General features: G+C 69.3%; 18 protein-coding genes and 1 riboswitch. Of the genes, 8 read left to right on the forward strand and 10 right to left on the reverse strand.

Translation table 11 applies throughout. From position 1 onward, the window contains the following. Positions 1-196: 196 nt before the first annotated feature. From AAHG09_RS04135 to AAHG09_RS04155, 5 genes are all read right to left on the reverse strand, one after another. A complete protein-coding gene (locus tag AAHG09_RS04135; protein ID WP_342105582.1) occupies positions 197-1,054 on the reverse strand; it encodes a class I SAM-dependent methyltransferase in 858 nt (285 codons plus the stop codon). A 13-nt stretch (positions 1,055-1,067) separates the two neighbouring features. After that, positions 1,068-1,577: an OsmC family protein gene (locus AAHG09_RS04140; RefSeq protein WP_342105583.1), complete on the reverse strand. Its 510-nt coding sequence runs from the start codon at positions 1,575-1,577 to the stop codon at positions 1,068-1,070. 120 nt (positions 1,578-1,697) lie between these two features. Beyond that, on the reverse strand, positions 1,698-2,816 hold the full coding sequence (locus AAHG09_RS04145) for an aminotransferase class I/II-fold pyridoxal phosphate-dependent enzyme (RefSeq protein ID WP_342105584.1): 1,119 nt from the start codon (positions 2,814-2,816) through the stop codon (positions 1,698-1,700). Positions 2,817-2,869: 53 nt separating this feature from the next. After that, complete coding sequence (locus tag AAHG09_RS04150; RefSeq protein ID WP_342105585.1) at positions 2,870-3,037, reverse strand: hypothetical protein; 168 nt, start codon at positions 3,035-3,037, stop codon at positions 2,870-2,872. Continuing rightward, positions 3,034-3,267 (reverse strand): hypothetical protein, encoded by a 234-nt coding sequence (locus tag AAHG09_RS04155; protein ID WP_342105587.1) that lies wholly within the window; start codon positions 3,265-3,267, stop codon positions 3,034-3,036. The genes AAHG09_RS04150 and AAHG09_RS04155 overlap by 4 nt, the downstream gene beginning before the upstream one ends. A 99-nt stretch (positions 3,268-3,366) precedes the next feature. Here AAHG09_RS04155 and AAHG09_RS04160 point away from each other — a divergent pair, with 99 nt between their 5' ends. The 3 genes from AAHG09_RS04160 (at position 3,367) to AAHG09_RS04170 (ending at position 5,869) form a co-directional block, all read left to right on the forward strand. Further along, positions 3,367-4,632, forward strand: coding sequence for an adenosylmethionine--8-amino-7-oxononanoate transaminase (locus AAHG09_RS04160; protein WP_342105589.1), 1,266 nt, complete (start codon positions 3,367-3,369; stop codon positions 4,630-4,632). A gap of 132 nt (positions 4,633-4,764) precedes the next feature. Continuing rightward, positions 4,765-5,154 (forward strand): response regulator, encoded by a 390-nt coding sequence (locus tag AAHG09_RS04165; protein ID WP_342105590.1) that lies wholly within the window; start codon positions 4,765-4,767, stop codon positions 5,152-5,154. Between the two features lie 82 nt (positions 5,155-5,236). Further along, on the forward strand, positions 5,237-5,869 hold the full coding sequence (locus AAHG09_RS04170; RefSeq protein WP_342105592.1) for a MarR family winged helix-turn-helix transcriptional regulator: 633 nt from the start codon (positions 5,237-5,239) through the stop codon (positions 5,867-5,869). 375 nt (positions 5,870-6,244) lie between these two features. On the opposite strand, the gene zigA is transcribed toward AAHG09_RS04170, so the two are convergent. Next, on the reverse strand, positions 6,245-7,465 hold the full coding sequence (gene zigA / locus AAHG09_RS04175; protein WP_342105595.1) for a zinc metallochaperone GTPase ZigA: 1,221 nt from the start codon (positions 7,463-7,465) through the stop codon (positions 6,245-6,247). A gap of 183 nt (positions 7,466-7,648) precedes the next feature. On the opposite strand from zigA, the gene AAHG09_RS04180 reads away from it, so the two are divergent. Further along, positions 7,649-9,793: a TonB-dependent receptor gene (locus AAHG09_RS04180; protein ID WP_412759984.1), complete on the forward strand. Its 2,145-nt coding sequence runs from the start codon at positions 7,649-7,651 to the stop codon at positions 9,791-9,793. Positions 9,794-9,983: 190 nt separating this feature from the next. Continuing rightward, entirely contained in the window at positions 9,984-10,253 is a 270-nt protein-coding gene (locus AAHG09_RS04185; RefSeq protein ID WP_342105596.1) for a hypothetical protein, read from the forward strand. A 9-nt stretch (positions 10,254-10,262) separates the two neighbouring features. On the opposite strand, the gene AAHG09_RS04190 is transcribed toward AAHG09_RS04185, so the two are convergent. The 4 genes from AAHG09_RS04190 to AAHG09_RS04205 all read right to left on the reverse strand — a co-directional run bounded on the left by AAHG09_RS04190 (position 10,263) and on the right by AAHG09_RS04205 (position 16,015). Continuing rightward, a complete protein-coding gene (locus tag AAHG09_RS04190) occupies positions 10,263-11,630 on the reverse strand; it encodes a DUF2254 family protein (RefSeq protein WP_342105598.1) in 1,368 nt (455 codons plus the stop codon). Positions 11,631-11,784: 154 nt separating this feature from the next. Next, a complete protein-coding gene (locus AAHG09_RS04195; RefSeq protein ID WP_342105600.1) occupies positions 11,785-12,045 on the reverse strand; it encodes a hypothetical protein in 261 nt (86 codons plus the stop codon). Positions 12,046-12,383: 338 nt separating this feature from the next. After that, positions 12,384-13,844: a PepSY domain-containing protein gene (locus AAHG09_RS04200; RefSeq protein ID WP_342105602.1), complete on the reverse strand. Its 1,461-nt coding sequence runs from the start codon at positions 13,842-13,844 to the stop codon at positions 12,384-12,386. Further along, the gene (locus tag AAHG09_RS04205; RefSeq protein ID WP_342105603.1) at positions 13,838-16,015 is read right to left on the reverse strand and encodes a TonB-dependent receptor; all 2,178 of its coding nucleotides are present in this window, start codon (positions 16,013-16,015) and stop codon (positions 13,838-13,840) included. Before AAHG09_RS04205 ends, AAHG09_RS04200 begins: the two co-directional genes overlap by 7 nt. 142 nt (positions 16,016-16,157) lie before the next feature. Between AAHG09_RS04205 and AAHG09_RS04210 the strand changes: the two genes are divergently transcribed. The 3 genes from AAHG09_RS04210 to AAHG09_RS04220 all read left to right on the forward strand — a co-directional run bounded on the left by AAHG09_RS04210 (position 16,158) and on the right by AAHG09_RS04220 (position 18,278). After that, positions 16,158-16,298, forward strand: a complete 141-nt coding sequence (locus AAHG09_RS04210; RefSeq protein ID WP_342105604.1) for a hypothetical protein — start codon at positions 16,158-16,160, stop codon at positions 16,296-16,298. Then, a riboswitch (cobalamin riboswitch) is annotated at positions 16,293-16,497 on the reverse strand. It overlaps the preceding gene by 6 nt. Positions 16,498-17,039: 542 nt before the next feature. After that, positions 17,040-17,378, forward strand: coding sequence for a HigA family addiction module antitoxin (locus AAHG09_RS04215; protein WP_342105606.1), 339 nt, complete (start codon positions 17,040-17,042; stop codon positions 17,376-17,378). Positions 17,379-17,894: 516 nt separating this feature from the next. Then, positions 17,895-18,278 (forward strand): HigA family addiction module antitoxin, encoded by a 384-nt coding sequence (locus AAHG09_RS04220; RefSeq protein WP_342106194.1) that lies wholly within the window; start codon positions 17,895-17,897, stop codon positions 18,276-18,278. Positions 18,279-18,691 lie beyond the last annotated feature (413 nt).

Genomic DNA, 18,691 nt, shown 5'->3' on the forward strand with positions numbered 1-18,691 from the left:
TATCGAGCCGCTTCGCAGCACGTCTTGTGCTGGTTCCCGGATCAGATTCCGCTGTCGCTTCACCTGTCTGGAAAGGGCGGTTCAGGATCAAGCGCCCCCTTTTCCCGGGCGCATGCAGTGTCAGCGGAAGGCGTCCCGGGACCCAGCACAACGTGCGCCGCGAAGCGGCTCGTAGCAGTAGCCGGACGCCAACCCCTCACCCAGCCTGAACGAGCCAGCACGCCGCGCGCAGGCCCACCGTGCCACCCGACGCGTGCCGGCGCAGGGCCTCGGTCACCGCCGCCTCGGCCCGGGCCCGGAGATCGGGCTCGGCCTCGCGGACGAGATGGGAGCTCGGGCCGAGGTTCAGCGCCACATGGGCCGCCGCCGCGGCGGCCTCCGCGTCGGTCTCACCCCGGCCGAGCACAACGTCCCGGTCGAGCGCCTCACAGGTGACGGACCCGAATCCCGCGCCCCGCAGCAGCGCGCCGAGCGCGTCCGCGTCCGCGAAGCGGAACGGCCCCGGCGTATCGGGCGCCGGCGGCGGCGGCACCTCGGGCAACAGCGGCATCACGGCCTCGCGCGGCACCTGAACCCACAGGTTCTCGGCAAGCGCCCGCCAGCACAGGAAGGTCAGCTGTCTGCCCGGCCGGAGCATCCGGCGGATGTTGGCGAAGGCGCGGGGCGAATCCGGGAAGAACATCACGCCGAAGCGCGACAGGGCCGCGTCGAAGCTGCCGAGATCCGCCTGCTCCACGTCGGCCTCGGTGAAGGTGATCGGCGCGGCGCCGGGGGCTTCGCCGCTGATGCGAGCCCGGGCGACCGCCAGGAGCGGCGCCGAGATATCCGCCCCCGTTACGCGGCCGGCGGCTCCGACCCGGCGCGCGGCCTCGAGGGTCGTCGCCCCCGAGCCGCAGCCGATATCGAGCACCGAGGCCCCGGTCTTGAGCCCCGCGCGGTCGAACAGCGCCTCGGTCAGCGGCGCGAACACCGCGTCGAGCACCGCCTGATTGCGAGCCCAGCGCGTGCCGACCTCGCCGTTCCAGTACTCGGTCTGGGTGATGCCGCCCGCCATGGCCGATCCTCCCTCAGGCCGTGGTGGCCGCCACCGACAGCTCGGGCTTGTGGTTGAGCGTCTGGAACACGACGCAGTAGCGCTCGGTGAGCTTCAGGAGCTGCGCCAGCTTCTCCTCCGAGGCATCCGTATCCAGCTGGAAGAACAGGCGGATGTTGCGAAACCCGACCGGCGCCTCCTTGTCGACGCCGAGCGTGCCGCGGAAATCGAGATCGCCCTCGGCGCTGACCGTACCGGAGCGCAGCGGGATCTCCAGCGCGGTCGCCACCGCCTTCAGCGTCACGCCCGCGCAGGCGACCAGCGCCTCCAGCAGCATGTCGCCCGAGCACAGTTCCATCCCCGATCCGCCGGTCGCCGGATGGAGCCCGGCCTCCGCGATCGCCCGGCCGGTCTCGACCTTGCAGGCGATCTTCGTGTCGTCGAGCGTGCCCTTGGCTTTCAGCGTGATGACCGCCGCATCCGGGTTCGCGCGATACGTGTCCTTGATCGGAGCCTGGAGGGCTCGGAGCGCTGTGGCGTCCATGGCGTCGTCCTCTCGATGATCCCGTCCCGATCTCGGCCGCGCCGGATCGGGTTTTGGCTGCGCGAAACGCGTCGGATCAGCGGTATAGGGGCCGGCGCGGTCGACGGAAAGCGCGCGGACTCAGCCGATCAGGGCCGCCAAAGCTTCGGCGAGGCCGTCGACCTGCGCGGCGTCATGGGCGGCCGAGAAGGCGACCCGCAGCCGTGCGGTCCCGGCCGGCACGGTCGGCGGGCGGATCGCCACGACGAGGTAGCCCTGCGCCTCAAGGGCCGCCGAGATGTCGAGGGCGCGCTGCGCCTCGCCGACCAGCACCGGCACGACGGCGCTCTCGGCCTCGGGCAAGCCCAGGCGCGCCGTGAAGCGCCGCGCGAGATCGAGGGGCCGAGCGCGCCGCTCCGGCTCCGCCTCCAGGATCGTCAGGGCCTCCAGCGCGGCGGCGGCCGAGGCCGGCGGCAGGCCGGTCGTGTAGACGAAGCTGCGGGCGCGGCTCACCATCAGGTCGATCACCGGCCGCGACGCGCAGAGATAGCCGCCGTAGGAGCCCAGCGCCTTCGACAGGGTCCCCATCTCCAGGGGCGCCCGCGGCCCGTCCTCGACCACGCCGATCCCGTGGGCGTCGTCCACCAGCGTCCAGGCATCGTGGTCCTGCGCGACGCCCAGGATGTCGGCGAGCGGTGCCCGGTCGCCGTCCATGCTGAAGACCCGCTCGGTCAGCACCAGGGCTCGGCCGTGCCGGGCGCGGTTCGCCCCCAGGATCGCCGCGAGGTCGGCGGGGTCGTTGTGGCGGAAGGTCAGCACCCGCGCCCCGGACAGCCGCGCCCCGGCCCACATGCAGGCATGGGAGAGTTCGTCCAGCACGATCAGGTCGTCCCGGCCCGCCAGCGCCGGGGTGATGCCGAGATTGGCGAGGTAGCCGCTGCCGAAGACGAGGGCCGCCTCGGTGCCCTTGTGGCGCGCGAGGCGCTCCTCCAGCGCGCCGAGATAGGGATGGTCGCCGGTTACGAGGCGGGACCCGCCCGCCCCGGCGCCGTAGGCCGCCGCCGCTGCCTGCGCGGCCGCGATCACGCGCGGATGGTGCGAGAGGCCGAGATAGTCGTTGCAGGAGAACGAGACGAGCGCCCTGCCCCGCCGCGCCGCCGCCGCGCCGGTCCCGCGCTCGGTCGGCACGAGACGGCGGCGCAGGCTGCCGGCCTCGAGGGCATCGAGCTTGGTGCGGGCGAAGGCGTCGAGGCTGTTCATCCGGTGGGGATGAGGCCGCGGGCGGGCCGGGTGTCAAGCGGGATGCCCCGGTACTACCGCCTTTCAGCCCCCTGCGGGACGGCCTGATGGTTGTTGCCGCGTCCAAGGGCCTTCCGGTCGTGCCGCCGCTCGCCCAGCGTCGCCGTCACGAAGATGAACAGGCCGGCTACCAGCGCGAGAATGGGTCCCAGCGCCATGAGATAAAGGGTTGACCAACTCATTCCCGCAGTCTCCCGAGCAGGGACCGTGCTACCAGATGTAAGACGCCGCCCGTCACAAGCCAAGCGAGCGCGAATAGCGTGGTCGTCAGCGCGCCGCGGGCGGCCGAACCTGGGACATCGAAGGAGATAGCAGCCAGCGGTGTGATGAAGCCGGCGGCGATCGAGGCAAGTGCAGTCCCGTTCAGCGCCGTCGCAGAAAGCTTCGTGCGCTCGTTATGAATCAGGCTCATCGTCGTGTGGAGCAATCGAGAATCAGGTTTGCCACGCTGGCACGGTAGCAAAGCGGTCCGCGCTTGACCCACCCCATCCCCGCCGCGCATCCCCTAGGCATGACGTCCGATCGCTCCAACCGGCATCTCTGGCGGCCCTACACCCAGATGCGCCACGCCGCCCCACCCCTCGAAGCGGTGGCGACGCACGGCAGCCGCATCGTGCTGGCCGACGGCCGCGAACTCGTGGACGGCATCGCTTCCTGGTGGACGGCGGTTCACGGCTACAATCACCCGCACATCGCCGCCGCCGTCGCCGACCAGCTGGCGCGGATGCCCCATGTGATGTTCGGCGGCCTCACCCATCGGCCGGCCGAGCGGTTGGCGGCCCGGCTCGCGGCCCTGCTGCCGGGCGATCTCGACCACGTGTTCCTGAGCGATTCGGGATCGGTCGCCGTCGAGGTCGCGCTCAAGATGGCGGCGCAGATGTGGCTCAACCGCGGGGTGAGCGGCCGCACGAAGGTGCTCGGCTTCCGCGGCGGCTATCACGGCGACACGATGGGAGCGATGTCGGTCTGCGACCCCGAGGAGGGCATGCACCGCCGTTTCGGCGCCTACCTACCGACTCAGATCTTCTGCGACCTGCCGCGGACGGCCGCCGAGACCGAAGCGCTCGACGCCACCCTCGTGGCCCACCGGGACACCCTGGCGGCCGTGATCGTCGAGCCGCTGGTGCAGGGGGCGGGCGGCATGCGCATGCACCCGCCCGAAGTGCTGGCCACCGTGGCGCGCCTCGCCCGCCGCCACGGCCTGCCGCTGATCGCCGACGAGATCTTCACCGGCTTCGGGCGCACCGGTAGCCTGTTCGCCTGTGCGCAGGCCGGAATCGTTCCCGATATCCTGTGCCTGTCGAAGGCGCTGACCGGCGGCACGATGGCGCTCGCCGCCACCATCGCCCGCACGGAGGTATTCGAGGCGTTCTGGTCGGACGATCCCGCGGCTGCGCTGATGCACGGCCCGACCTTCATGGCCAATCCGCTCGCCTGCGCGGCCGCCAATGCCAGCCTCGACCTGTTCGAGACCGAGCCGCGCCTCGCCCAGGCCCAGGCGATCGAAGCCAAGCTCGCCGACGGGCTGGAACCCCTGCGGCGTGTGCCCGGTGTCGCGGATGTCCGGGTGCTCGGCGCCATCGGGGCGGTCCAGTTCGCCCGGGCGCCCGATTTTGCCTCTCTCAAGGGCCGCCTCCTCGACCGGGGCGTCTGGGTCCGGCCGTTCGGCGACATCGTGTATCTCACGCCCGCGCTCACCATCGGTACGGCGGACCTCGATCGCCTGATCGCGGCGGTCGCCGCGGTGGTGACCGAGCAGGCACCCGTGACGGCCTGAGCACAGGTGGCTGCCGCCTGTCAGCCCCCGCGTCATCGGCCTGCAACCCGGAACCGTTTCTGCCGTTGGACCTGAAGGCTGATGACGCGTGCGGCGGCCCTCGCAGCCGGACGTTGCCAGAGGGAGTGCACAGTGGCGGGTGAGCAGACGGGTTCGGGTGGCAATCGGCCGGTGATCCTCCTTGTCGAGGACGAGGCGCTGACGATCATGGACCTCGGCGACGTTCTGGAGGAAGGCGGCTACGACACCGTCCAGTGCGCCTCCGCCGAGCGGGCGCTCAGCATACTCCAGGCGCGCCCGGATATTTGCGGGCTCGTGACGGACGTCCAGCTCTCGGGCAAGACGGACGGCTTCGACCTCGCCAGCTCGGTCGCGGAGGCGCGCCCGAATCTTCCGATCTTGATCGTGTCCGGCCGGGCCGCGCCCGACCCGGCCCGCATGCCCGAGCATGCCGAGTTCATCGCGCGGCCCTGCACGGGCCAGGACATCCTCGATCGTCTTCAACGCCTGATGCACTGCTGAGCGATCGCCGGCGCCAGCCCGTCATCTCACCGTCACCAGCTGCAGCCACAGGGTCTGGGGCGGGCGGAGATGGGAGTGGACCGTGCAGACTCTGGATCTCCCGGCGGCCGCCGGCACAACCTCGGGCGCTCCGGTGGGCGACAAGCAGAAACGTGATCGACAGGATGGCGAGGCGGCGGCCCAGGAGCTGACGTCCAAGAAGATGCGGCCGCCCGGCGTGCGCAGCGTCGGCTGGGCCCTCGTGCAGGCGGCCCGCCTGCACCGCGCCCGCACGGGCGACCGTCTGGCCAAGCTCGGCCTGTTCGCCGGCCAGGAACAGGTGGTGCAGGCGCTCGCCAGCGCCGGGACCATGACGATGGGCGATCTCGCCGCCCTCCTCCGGGTCCGGCCCCCGACAGCCTCGAAGACCGTGACCCGGCTGGCCGCCCTCGGCATCGTCGAGCGGCGGGCCGAATCGGGCGATGGGCGCGTGGTCCGGGTCCAGCTGACCCCGGCGGGGCTGGCGAAGGCCGAGGCCATCGAGCAGATCCAGGAGGAGGTCGAGGCGGAACTGCTCGACCATCTCGACAAGACCGACCGTCGCCGGCTCCGCAAGCTCCTGCGCAAGGCCGCGCGCGGCCTCGCCGAGGCGGCGGGGGCCGCCGGCGAATCCACCGATGTCGATGCCGAGATCGAGGCCGAGGTGGACGACGAGGCCGAGGCGCTGTCGATCTGATCGGCGCGGGTTCGGAGCGTAGAGGCCTACGCACTGCACGGACCTGCCCCAAATCTCAGGGCTCCGCCGCTAGCACCCGTCACGGCGCTGCGCCCCCGTCCTATTCAGGTGTCGAGGCTGGGCTGCACGGGTCACGATCCGTGGCCCTGACGCTTGGAATGGGGGCGACTTTTTCCCTTCTCCTCGTAGAGAGGGGCCGGTGTGAGGGTGATGCAGAGCCGAGCGCGGCGATGCCCTATGCGCCACCCGCAACCGCCGATTTCGCTGCGCCAAGGGGGGAAACGCCCGTTTGGTCAGTGTCCCGGCGCATCCCCAACCACCTGGGACGGGCCGGGCTTGAAGCCCTGGTAAACCCAGGGCCCCGACGGACCGGCATCAAGCGGCGCTGCGCCACGCCGGGAACGGATCCGGCAAATTGCGGTAGGGCGTGGGATCGAACGGGCCGGCGTCGGCTCCCGTCTCGATGAGGCAGGCATCGAGCGCGGCGGTGAGCGCGGCCTGATCCATGCCCGTGCCGATGAAGACCAGCTCCTGGCGCCGGTCGCCCCAGACCTCGCTCCAGACCGTGTGCAGCCGCTCCCGGAACTCGGGCATCTCCGGCCAGCGCTTGCGCGGCACCGCCGACCACCAGAAGCCCATGGCGGAGACGCGCGCCACCGCGCCCGCCACGGAGAATTCGCCGACCCAATCCGGCCGCGTCGCCAGCCAGAAATGGCCCTTGGCCCGGATCAGGCCGGGCCAGGTCGCGTTGACGAACGCGTTGAAGCGCTCCGGATCGAAGGGCCGCCGAGCCCGGTAGACGAACGAGGATATGCCGTACTCCTCCGTCTCCGGCACGTGTTCGTGCGCGCCGTAGAGTTCCTTGAACCAGAGCGGATGCTCCTGGGCCTTCTCCTCGTCGAACAGCCCGGTCTGGAGGATCTCCGACAACGGCGCGCGCCCGTGATCGGTCTCGATGATCCGGGCGTCGGCGTTCAGCCCCCGCACCACCGACCGCACCAGGGCGCGGTGCTCGTCCGTGACGTCGTGCGCTTTGTTGATCACCACCACGTCGGCGAACTCGATCTGCTCGACCAGCAGGTCCACGAGGGTGCGGGTGTCGTCAGCGCCCGCGGTCTCACCGCGCTCGCGCAGGAACGCCGCCGAGCCGTAATCCTTGAGCAGGTTCACCGCATCGACCACCGTCACCATCGTGTCGAGGCGGGCGAGGTCCGAGAGCGAACGGCCCTCTTCGTCGCGGAACGAGAAGGTGGAGGCGATCGGCAGCGGCTCGGCGATGCCGGTGCCCTCGATCAGCAGATAGTCGAACCGGCCCGCCTCCGACAGGCGGCGCACCTCGGCGAGCAGGTCGTCGCGCAGGGTGCAGCAGATGCAGCCGTTGGTCATCTCGACCAGGGTCTCATCGGTCCGGGACAGGTCGGCGCCGCCCGCGCGGACGAGATCGGCATCGATGTTCACCTCGCTCATGTCGTTCACGATCACCGCGACGCGGCGGCCCTCGCGGTTGTTGAGGACATGGTTGAGCAGGGTCGTCTTACCGGCCCCGAGGAAGCCGGAGAGGACGGTGACGGGGAGGCGGCGATCAAGCTGGGTCATGGCATCAGAAAATGTTATAACGTTTCAAAGTCAAGACGGTGGTGAGGTCCCGGTTGCCAGCAGGGAGCTACTTTGTTGCAATGATGTAACGTTTCCCGATCGTCGCGGCCGGCGTGCGAGTCCGGGCTTGCACCGGCTCCCTGCCGGGGGACAATGAAACATTATAACACCATGTGAGTCTCGATGTCTCCCTCGCGTCGCTTCGGTCTTCTCGCCAGCACGATCCTGCCGTCGGCCTTCTGCACGGCCCTGATGGCCACCTCCGCGGCGCAGGCGCAGCAGGCCGTCGCCCTCGACGAGATCAGCGTCACCAGCCCGAGCCCGATCCAGCCGACGCGGGCGGCGGTCGCGGCCGATGCCGCCGTGCCGATCGGCGTCCTGCCGGTGGCGACCAACACGTTCTCGCCCGTGACGGTGGTGACGCAGGAGCAGATCGCCCGCGATCAGCCGCGCACCCTCGGCGATGCCCTGTTCGACCGGCCCGGCATCTCCGGCACGACCTACGCGCCGGGCGCGGCCTCCCGGCCGATCATCCGCGGCCTCGACAACGCCCGGGTGCGTATCCAGGAGAACGGCATCGTCAACGGTGGCGTGTCCGACCTCGGCGAGGACCACGCGGTCCCGGTGAACCCGCTGGTGGCCGACCGGATCGAGGTGATCCGCGGCCCCGCGACCCTGCGCTACGGCTCCGGCGCCATCGGGGGCGTCGTCTCGGCCGACAACAACCGGGTTCCGACCTTCATCCCGCTGAACGGCGTGCAGGGTCAGGTGACCAGCGGCTTCTCCAGCGTGGACAACGGCCGCCTCGGCGCCGCCACCGTGGATGCCGGCTCCGACGGCATCGCGGTCCATGCCGACGGGTTCAAGACCGCCAACGACAGCTACGCGATCCCGGGCGGGATCCAGCGCAACTCCTACAACGAATCGCAGGGCGGCGCGGTCGGCATCTCGGCGATCGGCGACCGCGGCTTCGTCGGCATCTCGTTCAGCCACTACGATGCGGTCTACGCGATCCCCGGCGGCGTGGCCGAACAGGACCGGACCCGCCTGACTCCGAACCAGGACCGCGTCCTGTCGCGCGGCGAGTATCGTCCGCTCGACGGGCCCTTCGAGGTGATCCGCTACTGGGCGGGCTATTCCGTCTATCGCCACAACGAGGTCGGCTTCGGCGCGGACGGGATCGAGGGCGTCCAGGCGATCTTCAAGAACCGCGAGGCCGAGGGGCGCCTGGAACTCCAGCATGTCCCGGTCTTCACCGAGTTCGGAAAGCTCACCGGCGCGCTGGGCTTTCAGTCGGACCGGCGCGTAATCAACACGCAGCTCGAATCCTTCCTGCCGAAGACGGAATCGCGCGCCAACGCGGTCTATCTGTTCGAGGAGCTGGAACTGCGCCCCGGCACGCGGCTCCAGGCCGCCGGGCGCTACGAGGTCGACCGGCTGTCGAGCACGGCCGCCCAGTTCCCCGCCGACTATGTACCCGTCGACGGGCAGGAGCCGTTCCAGTACGCCCGGACCCGGCGCTTCGCCCCGAAGAGCGCCAGCATCGGCGCCCTGCAGGATCTGCCCTACGGCTTCGTGGCGAGCCTGACCGGCTCCTATGTCGAGCGTGGGCCGACCGGCTACGAGCTGTTCTCGCAGGGGCCGCACGACGCCACCGCGACCTTCGAGATCGGCAACCCGGACCTCAAGAAGGAGCGCGCCCGCACGGTCGAGGCCAGCATCCGCCGGGCCGAGGGGCCGCTGCGCCTCGACGCCACCGGCTACTTCACGCGCTATACCGGCTTCATCTACCGCAACTACACGGGCCTGACCTGCGACGACGATTTCGCGTCCTGCGGCATCGGCACCGATAACCGGCAGATCGTCTATCAGCAGCAGAACGCCACCTTCTACGGTGCCGAGATCATCGGGCAGTACGATCTCGTGCCGGTGGGCAACGGCTTCGCCGGGATCGAGGCGCAGTTCGATTTCGTCCGCGCGCAGTTCGACAACGGCACCAACGTGCCGCGCATCCCGCCCTACCGGCTCGGCGGCGGCGTCTATCTGCGGGCCGACGGCTGGTTCGCCCGGGTGAACCTGCTCCACGCCTTCAGCCACGACGCGACGGCGGTATTCGAGACGCCGACCCCCGGCTACAACGACCTGCGCGCGGAGCTGAGCTACACCAAGGCCGTCGATCCCGCCGTCTACGGGGCGAGCGCGATCACCCTCGGTTTGCAGGGCCGCAACCTCCTGAACGACGACATCCGCAATTCGACCTCGTTCAAGAAGGACGAGATCCTGCTGCCGGGGCGGAATATCCGGCTGTTCCTGACGGCACGGTTCTAGGGGCTGGATGCGACCGGCCGGAGCGCTCCGCGCCGAGGCCGGGTCGCCGGGGAGGCGGACGGTTCACCCTGCGATCACGGTGATGCGGCGTGCGCCTCCGCCGTCTCCGTTCTCGGGGGGCTAAGCGGCAGGCCGTCCGGCGAACCGGCCCGATCCTCACGCGTTGAGGCGGGCCCCACCGGAGAACACCATGCTGTCCCAGATCGTGACCGCCGCCGTCCTTGTCGCCGCCGGCTCAGGCATCGTCCGCGCGGAGACGGCGGCGCCCAACGCCGCCGGGACGGCGACCGTGACGACCCGGCAGGCCCCGGATTCCGGCGCCGGAGCCGCAGGGGCCAGCCCGCCGGCCGCCTCTGTGGGCGGCGGCATCACCGGCAGCGATGCCGTGCATGGGCCCGGTGTCCACGAGGCGAAGGGCCTGTCGCCGAAGCCGACCACCCCGTCAGCGCACGGGAAGTAGCGCCCCGCCTCAGGCGGGTGTCGGCACGCGCGTCCCACGGGCGTTGAGTGCGCCGATGCTGGTCGCGAGCGCTTCGACCGCCGCGCGGATCTCCCCGGCGGCCTGCGGCTCGCCCCTTCCGTCGAGGCTGTGCCGGCATCGGCTCAGCGCCTCCTCCAGATCCCGGGTCAGCACGTGATCCCCGAGGGTGGACAGGAGCCGGCGCACCGTATCGGTCAGCGCCGGCACCCGTTCGGCCGGCACATCGTCGAGGAGCGTCGCGAGCGTCCGCCAGACCTCGGCGGCCAGGGTGTTCTGCATGCTCTCCGAGGCGACGACGCCGATCGCGGCGAGCGCCAGGATCGCATCGTCCACGGCCTGATCGGCGTACACGACCCGCGCCGTGGCGCGTTCCGGGATTGGGTCGGCCCAGCTCCAGCGCGCGATGATGTCCCGCAGGCCGTGGCAGACCAGAATGGCGGGCTGCGGGTTCTGCTTCGAGGTCGAGGCGGTGGTCCAGGCAATCGAGTAGAGTTGCTCGATCCCGAATCCGGCATCGCGGGCGATGGTCCGGCGGGGCTCGATCGCGATGGCCGCGCTGATCGCCGCGATGAGGCTGGCCTGTCCGTCCGCCGCCAGCGGCCGGGCGGCGTGCAGGCGGTAGAGGGGATCCCGGAAGGCCACGTTGGTCCCGACGCGGGCGATGATCTCGACGTCGATGTCGAAATCCGCCGTCGACCGCTCGATGGCCGGCACATCGACGTCGCAGACCACGCCATAGGCGTCCGTGCGGACGGTCTGCGACCACGACAGACCGCTGCGCAAGGCGCGGCGCGTGCCCGCGATCATGTCGCGATCGGCCGCCCGGGCCTTAATCGTGTGGTCGTGGATCGCGGTGATGACCGAATGCGGTCGCATCTGGTCGATGGTGCTGTAGATCAGGATCACCACCATGCACAGCGCGGCCCCCGTCATCAGGAGCGACAGCAGCGCCCCGAGGATGGGTTTGTGATCGGGACTGGCGCTGCCCAGTGTCAGCAGGACGAACACGCTCAAGCCGACGAAGAAGCCGAAACTGAACTTGTTCGAGCGCCGCTGGATGAACTGGTCGTACACCTGGGTCGAGAGCGTGGACGCCGTCTGCTGCACGGCGATGAGCAGCAGCGAGAAGGTGATCGACGTCACGGTGATCATGCCGGACGCGACCGTGCTCAGCAGGCTGGCGATCGCCGCGGTGTCGCCGAGCAGGTGGGCGAGCCACGGGAGCGGCGCCGGACCGCGCTGATCCCAGAGGAGATCATCGACGAGGTAGGTCAGCGCGAAGAGGCCCAGGAACGCCGCCACCACGGCGAGGGGAAGCCCGATGAACTCCCTGAGCGATCGCCGGACGGAAGCCATGATGCGATCGAGCGCCTGGCGGACAATCCTCATCGGGCTGCAGGTGTCCCGAGCGTCGCGCCGCCCATCGTGTCGTGTGCGCGGGGCGCGGGGCTTTCGGCCCCCGGGGCACGATCACGCCCGGGAGCCGTCGGCGCGCGAGCGGGCCGTGTGGTCAGCGCTTCATATCCGCGGGCAGATGCTCGATCGGATTGACCGTGCCGCTGCCGCCGTTGCCCTGGACCGGGCCGCCCTTCATGACGTCGGTCGACGCGCTGATGGCGCTCGGCGGTGCGACCTGCCCCGTCGGCTGATGGGCCGGAGCAGCCGCACCGTCGGGATGATGCGTACCCTTCGGCAGGGTTGCCGGGGTCGGCTGATCGATCGCGCTGTTGACCGATTGCGCGTGGGCCGTACCCGACAGGGCCAGAGCCATCAGGCTCGCGGTACCGGCGGCCCAGAGGCGGGACCGGGAAGGACGCTGATGTCGGATCGACACGGAGATAACCCTCATTCCAGGGACCATTTTTGAGCGCCGCGCGATCGGCTCCGTACGTCGCCTGCGCGAACCACCAGGACGACCGGGCCGCCGAAGTCGCGGAAACCTGTCGGAAACGAACTCCCAACCGGGGGTGACCGAAGAGGTTCCAGGCTTGGCGAGGCGCCGGTCGCATCGGTGGCCCTCGACGGTGCGACGACGGCCCAGGGCGTGCCCGGCGCCAACGCCACGGATCGCGGCGGCCCGACCGCCGCACACGGCGCCCGAGATGAACCTCAAGCGGCGAGGATGCGCCGCAGCCTGCGCCAGCCGGCCACGAGCCCCGTCCCCGCGATCCCGGCCGCCAGCAGGTTCAGGACCCACTGGGCCGCATCGTGCAGGGGTCGGTTGTCGGTGAGCCCCGGCAGGTCGAGCCGGTGCGCGGCGTCGAACAGCCAGCGGTTGATCCGGCCCGAGCGGTCCAGGCGCTGGAGGATCGTGCCGTCCCGGGGATCGATGTGGAGCCACGTGGCCGCCCCGTCGCCGAAGCGCAGGCGCAGCACCGGAAGCGGTCGCGGGTCGGTCCCGTGCGGGTACCAGTACGCGTCGTAGGCCGTCAGCCGGCGCATCGACCGCAGCGGGCCATCCGCGAGACCCCGCGTGGCGGCGGCCGCGATGGTGCCGGCGTCGAGGGCGATCGGATCGTCCACCCGGACGGCGCGGGGGCCATCCGTCCCCTCGGCAATGACCCACCATTGTCCGCCGATGGCGGCAAACCGCAGGGCGCGGGTGGTGGGCGCGGCGAAGGCGCGGAGGTCCCGAGGGGCGAGGTCGAGGGCCGGCGGGCTTCCGGCATAGGCGGCGCGCATCGCCTCCGGCGGACTGGGGGAGGCGAACCAGCGGTTCGGATTCATGGAGATCCAGCCGCTGACGATGAACGTGCTGAGACCGAGGCCGCCCGCGAGGCCGAGCAGGTGGTGCCAGCGCGCGAGCCCGCGATAGGGCGTCACCGCCCCACCCCCGTAGCGCCGCCGGACGCGCAGGCGCCAGAGCCCGATCGCGACGCCGCTCAGCACCCCGAGGGCCGCGAAGCCGGAGAGCCACAGGAGCACCGTCCGCCACAGCGCGCTTCGGGCGCGCAGCGGCGTCAGGTAGATCCAGTGCGTCACCGCCCCGATCCAGTTCCAGGCTCGCTCAGAGCGGGTGGTGTCGAGGGCGATCGCACCCGTCACCTCCGACACGTAGAGCTCGGTCCCGGCCGCATCCCCGAGGGCGACCTTCAGGAAGGGCCGAAGCGGGTCGTAGCGCGCGGTGACGGTCCATTGATCGCGCGCGACCGTCTGGACCCGTGCCTCCGGAACGCCGGCGGCGACGAGATGCAGCGCCTCTGCGGGCGTCAGCGGGCCGAGCCGCGTGCCGGTCCGGGCCGAGACCGTCGCCCGGGCGCCGTCGTCGGCTTCCATCCGATAGACCGGCTCGTCGCCACGCATCTCCAACGCGAAGGCGGCCGGCACGCCGGCGAGCCCTCCGCTGCGGAGCGCGTCACCCGGCGCGACCGTGACCTGATCCCAGGCGATCGGCGCGAGCCGCGCCAGGCGCTCGGGCTCGGTGAGCGCCGGGAACGGCACGTAGAGCATCACCAGCCCGGACAGGATCCACAGGACGAAGAGCAGCCCCGCGGCGATCCCGGCCCAGCGGTGGAACAGCAGCAGCCAGCGCCGCCCCGCCTTGCCGCGTCGGCGCGACAGCCTCACCACGTCACCGTGTAGGCGACCTCGACCGAGCGCGGGCGCCCGAGCAGCCAGTTGGTGCCGACCCCGTTCACCGCGTTGCCGCTGATCGCGTAGACCTTGTCGAACAGGTTGTAGGCCCGCAGGGACAGGCGCGACTCCGCCGTGACCTGACGGTCGAGGACGAGGTTCACGAGGTTGTAGGCCGGGCGGCGCGCCGTATTGCCGAAATCGCTGTAGACTTGGCCGACGTTCTGGAGCCCGACCCGCGCGGTCCAGTCGCGCGCGATATCCCAGGTCAGCCAGAGATTGGCCACACGCTCGGGCACGTCGATCGGCTGGTTTCCGGCATACGAGACGGTGGCGCCGTTCACGCTCTGGTCGAACCGATCATATTGCGCATGCAGCAGCGCGAGGTTGCCGTCGAGCCGCCAGCCCGGAGCGAAGCGCCAGCCGAGCGCCAGCTCGAAGCCCTGCGAGGACTGGCTGCCGACCTGCGTGGCGAGCGTCGGCTGCCCCGGGATCGCCGAGATCAGGTTGTCCTTGACGATCCGGTAGCCGGCGATCGTCCATTCCAGGGCGCCGTCGAAGGCCAGCCCCTTGGCGCCGATCTCGACCTGATCGCCGGTGGCGAGCTTGAAGCCGGCCAGCGACTGGTTCAGCGTGATCAGGCTGTTCACCGGATCGGTGGCGACGCTGTACTGGGCGTAGAGCGCACTGTCCGGCGTCGGATTGTAGACGAGGCCGAACCGGTAGCCGAGCGCCCGGTAGGTCTTCGCGAATCGCGACCCCGTCTGAAGATCCTCGCGGTTCAGCGTCGGCACGTCGAGGCGCACACCGGTGAGGAACGACAGCCTGTCCGACAGGATCACCCGGTCCTCGGCGAAGACCGAGGCCTGGCTCGTCTGCGTGGCATAGGCCGGCCGCGCCCGGCCGTTCTGCGGGAAGAAGCCCGGATCGTAGCCGGTGAGCGGCACGCTGGTGGTCTGGTCGAAGTAGAAGTTGTTGGTGTGGCGGAAGTCGATGTGATTCACGTCGAACCCGGCCACGAACTGGTTCGGCAACCCGAACAGGCTGCCCCGGACCGTCGCGTCGAGCCGGTCCCCGACCTGCTCCTGGCTGTGGTAGATCTCCAGATAGTCGCCCCGATCGACCAGACCGGTGCCGCGGTTGTACGAATACTGCTCGACATCGAGCCAGTGGCGCCGGCTGGTGAGCCGGTAGGCGGTGTTGCGGATCGTGAGGTCGGCCGAGGGCGACCACTCGGTCTTCAGCTGGGTCCAGTTGTCGGCCCAGGTGATCTTCGCGTCGCGGACATTGTAGTTGTTGAACCGGATCAGGTCCGGGATCCGCCCCTCGACCAGCGGCGTGCCCCAGTACCGGGCCGGCTCCTGATAGCCGAGATCGTGGCTCAGCGTGAACGCGAGGTCAGGGCTCGGTTGAAACAGCAGGGCGGCGGAGACCGCGAGGTTGCGGAAATCGCCCTCCGGCCGGATCCAGCCGTCGGCGCGGTTGCCGCTGACGTTGAGGCGGTACGCGAAGGTGTCGCCGAATTCCGCCTGCCCGATCCCGCCGCCGGAATCGAGGGCGAGCCGCGCGACGCCGTCCGTGCCCACCACCGCGCGGGCGGCGTTGATCGGCACGAAGACCGGCCGCTTCGGCACGACGTTGATCACGCCGCCGATGGCGCCGTCGCCGTAAAGCACCGAGGCGGGCCCGCGCAGCACCTCGATCCGCTCGACGTTCCACGTGTCGAACGGGAAGGTCACGGTGTTGGCGCCGACGTAGAAGCGCGTCCCGTCGTAGAGCTGCTGGATCGAGTTCGGGCCGGCGAAGCCGCGGGAGGTGAACGCGCCGTTGCCGTTGCCGGGCGCCGCGATGGTGGTGATGCCGGTGGCGTCCTGGGTCACGGCTTCGGCGATCGTGTCCTGGCCGCGCAGCCGCGCGGTCTCGCCCGATACGATGTCGAGGCTGGCCGGCGTCTCCAAAGGCGTCAGGCCGATTCGGCTCGCGGTCCGGTCCCGGGTGCGCAGGTTGAGGCCGGTCGGGCTGGCGCGGTTCGAGTCGCCGCCCTCACCCTCGACGGAGATCTGATCCAGGGTGACGGCTTCCTGCGCGACGGCGGGGCTTGCCAGGACTGCGAGGAGGACGCCGCAGAGCGGTGCAGGGAAGCGGGCGCGATGGGTTGGAGAAGGCATGACCGAAGGGATCCTGGCGCGGCCTCGACGGATCCTATGACCGCGCACGCAGTGTAATAACATTACACTTTCGAGGCCATCTGCAGGATTCGGCGCAGACGGGCGCGCGTGGGCGTCCCGAAGGGGCGGATCCGGAAGGGCGGTGGCGTGGACGGACATCGGGACGGGGTCGCGGGCGCGCTTGCTGTGGCACGTCACCGCGAACGAGGCCTCGCCGACCGCGCGGGCGCACGGGCGTCTCGACACCCGTCAGGACACCCCGCCCGACGCGTTTCGCGAGTGACCACGGCTGACGGCAGGTCTCCTGGCTCGCGGGTCGCCGCCCTCGCACCGTCTTCCCGAGTCTCGAGACTCAGTGACGTGGTGGTGAAGGGCTCTCCGCTTACAGTTGCGGGGGCAGCCGCGGTTTTGGGCCGTCAACGACGAGCCCGCACCGCGTTCCCTTTTGATCCCCGAAGGGAACCGTCGCGATGGACTTTCGGTGCTTCCGCCCGCGCGGTCAAGCTTGTGGATTTCTTTGATGGCGGCGCAACGCAGGGCCGATTGGTTTCAAGGGCGGATACGAGACCAGGCCGTGCCAGCATCTGGCCATCAGGCAGTAGTAAAACCGCTCTTGGGACCCTGTATTTCTAAGTCATAACTCTGTTGCCAGCTTCGTTTTTAAAAATGATCTAAGAAAAAATGCAGCATCGCACGCTGTGCCGCCCGCTGATTGCTTGACTGCAACCGGGCGTCTTGTTAGTCCACGCATCTCCGGTGACCCGCGAGAGAAGTACAGTATTAGATGGGTGGATCGCCGGAATTTTTACGAAATCGACACTGATAAAAAAAATTGAATCGCGCCGGGGAAAATTGCCGACGCGGTCACAAAAAGGCAGAAAAGCGGGCAGGTGTAACGAGAAGCCGTTGTTTTTCAACAGTGTGTAATGCGTAGCTTATCAAAGCTGCACGGTCCGCAACCTAACACAACAACGTAAGTGATTATGCCTTAGGGATCTCGCGATAAATACTGGGGGACTGCACGATGAACACCGGTTACACGCTGGCCAAGCCCTTCCATCCTGGCGGATTCGTCCGTCGCAAGATTTTCGAGCCGCGCAACCTGACGATCATGGGGGCCGCTGCGGCGCTCGGTGTGACGCGTCAAGGATTGTCCGATTTCCTGGCTGAGCGGGCTAGCCTGACGGTCGAAATCGCTTTCCAGATCGAGAAGTCCTTCGGCTTCAACGCAGAGGCGCTCATGGAAATGCAGACGCGCTACGACCTCACGATCCTGCGCCAGCGCGACCGTGCGGCTCAGATGAATCTCGTCAGCAAGCAGACTTCGCAGCCGAGCCGGTTCACGGGCCGGTCCGCTGCCTGAGACCAGGCCGGAGTTCTTCAACCGACATGCCCGTCGCGGAGTGCCGGGTGTCGTTCCCGATCGGGTCAGAGCGGGAACGGTCGCTTGGCTCCGCCGCGACGGGGCGCGCGTCGTCCCTTTGCGGGCGGCCGGCGCCGAGCGAATGGATGCGCGTGAGTGCGTCTCGTCGCTGAGTCAACGGATCTTGGGACGGGTTGCGGCGACACCGGAGGCAAGGGGCTGGTGTCGTATCTCGAGTAAAGGTTTCGGTTCGGTCTGATCAGGTTTGGAAATGGTATGATGGGACAACGTTAAAAAATCGTTAACGATCGATTTCGCCGGAGGAGGCGACAGCAAGTTTGCATCATACGCGCGCGGTTCCACAATCGTGGTCTGAACGCGACGCGGAACTTCGGGCCTGATCCTGCGTCTTGCAATGGGCTGCTTCGTAAATCGAAGCGGGCAGAAGCTTTCTGAGCGCTGATTTCGATCGCCGGCCAAGAACTGGACGGATCGGAAAGATCTCTCGTGAAAGGTATGCCGACGATGCGTTATCGACTCCAAAACCCCGGCCATCCCGGTGGCTACGTCCTTCGCAATGTCATCGAGCCGCGCGATCTGACGGTCATGGACGCCGCCAGCCTGCTGGACGTGCCGCGTCAGGCCCTGTTCGATTTCCTCAACGAGAAAACCCCCCTGACCGCGGAATTGGCGTTCCGTCTCGAGACGGTATTCGGCATCGAGATGGAAACGCTGATGGACCTGCAAACCCAGTTCGACATCGCCGAGGCGCGCAAGCACTTGCAACCGCTCCGGACCGATCTCGTGACGCAGGCGAGAGCTTCAGGGCTCAGATCGATGCCTCCGGCGGCCGATGCGCCCCTGCGGACGATCGTCAGGCGGAGTACTGCCGAAGCGTGATCTCGGCCCTTTACCGAACGGTGGGGGACATCTGAGAAGCGGGCCGCAGGGTTCGAACTCCTGGTTCGTGTTGGGCCGCGTGCTGTCTGCGGCCCCCAATGGCCGGCCCTCCGTCTTGGCCGCGGCCGGCTCGCGATGGTGGGCCATTCGCTTCCCGATTTCACAGATTCTGCGACCCACAGGACCCTGCGCCCGGGCCCACCCGCCCGCACCGGGGGCGGGTTGCCGCGTGGTGATGCCGACACCGACCCCGCGTGGCGGTGGCTTCCCGCGATACGATCCCGAGCCCGCACCGCCGGATGCCTGCACGAAGGCCTGAGGCGCCGCCGAACACAGGGCCTGGACCTGGGCCGATGCGGTCGGCATGTCCAACTTATTATTCTCCAAGACGATTTCATATTAGATATCACATG

It is taken from the genome of Methylobacterium guangdongense (assembly GCF_038442355.1).
GTDB classification, from domain to species: domain Bacteria; phylum Pseudomonadota; class Alphaproteobacteria; order Rhizobiales; family Beijerinckiaceae; genus Methylobacterium; species Methylobacterium guangdongense.

Excerpts from the sequence above, each read along its gene's own strand:
- AAHG09_RS04160 (WP_342105589.1), top strand. The coding sequence starts at position 3,367 with ATGACGTCCGATCGCTCCAACCGGCATCTCTGGCGGCCCTACACCCAG.
- AAHG09_RS04140 (WP_342105583.1), bottom strand. The coding sequence starts at position 1,577 with ATGGACGCCACAGCGCTCCGAGCCCTCCAGGCTCCGATCAAGGACACG.
- AAHG09_RS04215 (WP_342105606.1), top strand. The coding sequence starts at position 17,040 with ATGAACACCGGTTACACGCTGGCCAAGCCCTTCCATCCTGGCGGATTC.
- zigA (WP_342105595.1), bottom strand. The coding sequence starts at position 7,465 with ATGACCCAGCTTGATCGCCGCCTCCCCGTCACCGTCCTCTCCGGCTTC.
- AAHG09_RS04155 (WP_342105587.1), bottom strand. The coding sequence starts at position 3,267 with ATGAGCCTGATTCATAACGAGCGCACGAAGCTTTCTGCGACGGCGCTG.
- AAHG09_RS04190 (WP_342105598.1), bottom strand. The coding sequence starts at position 11,630 with ATGGCTTCCGTCCGGCGATCGCTCAGGGAGTTCATCGGGCTTCCCCTC.
- AAHG09_RS04185 (WP_342105596.1), top strand. The coding sequence starts at position 9,984 with ATGCTGTCCCAGATCGTGACCGCCGCCGTCCTTGTCGCCGCCGGCTCA.
- AAHG09_RS04220 (WP_342106194.1), top strand. The coding sequence starts at position 17,895 with ATGCCGACGATGCGTTATCGACTCCAAAACCCCGGCCATCCCGGTGGC.
- AAHG09_RS04145 (WP_342105584.1), bottom strand. The coding sequence starts at position 2,816 with ATGAACAGCCTCGACGCCTTCGCCCGCACCAAGCTCGATGCCCTCGAG.
- AAHG09_RS04205 (WP_342105603.1), bottom strand. The coding sequence starts at position 16,015 with ATGCCTTCTCCAACCCATCGCGCCCGCTTCCCTGCACCGCTCTGCGGC.
- AAHG09_RS04150 (WP_342105585.1), bottom strand. The coding sequence starts at position 3,037 with ATGAGTTGGTCAACCCTTTATCTCATGGCGCTGGGACCCATTCTCGCG.
- AAHG09_RS04180 (WP_412759984.1), top strand. The coding sequence starts at position 7,649 with ATGTCTCCCTCGCGTCGCTTCGGTCTTCTCGCCAGCACGATCCTGCCG.
- AAHG09_RS04195 (WP_342105600.1), bottom strand. The coding sequence starts at position 12,045 with ATGGCTCTGGCCCTGTCGGGTACGGCCCACGCGCAATCGGTCAACAGC.
- AAHG09_RS04135 (WP_342105582.1), bottom strand. The coding sequence starts at position 1,054 with ATGGCGGGCGGCATCACCCAGACCGAGTACTGGAACGGCGAGGTCGGC.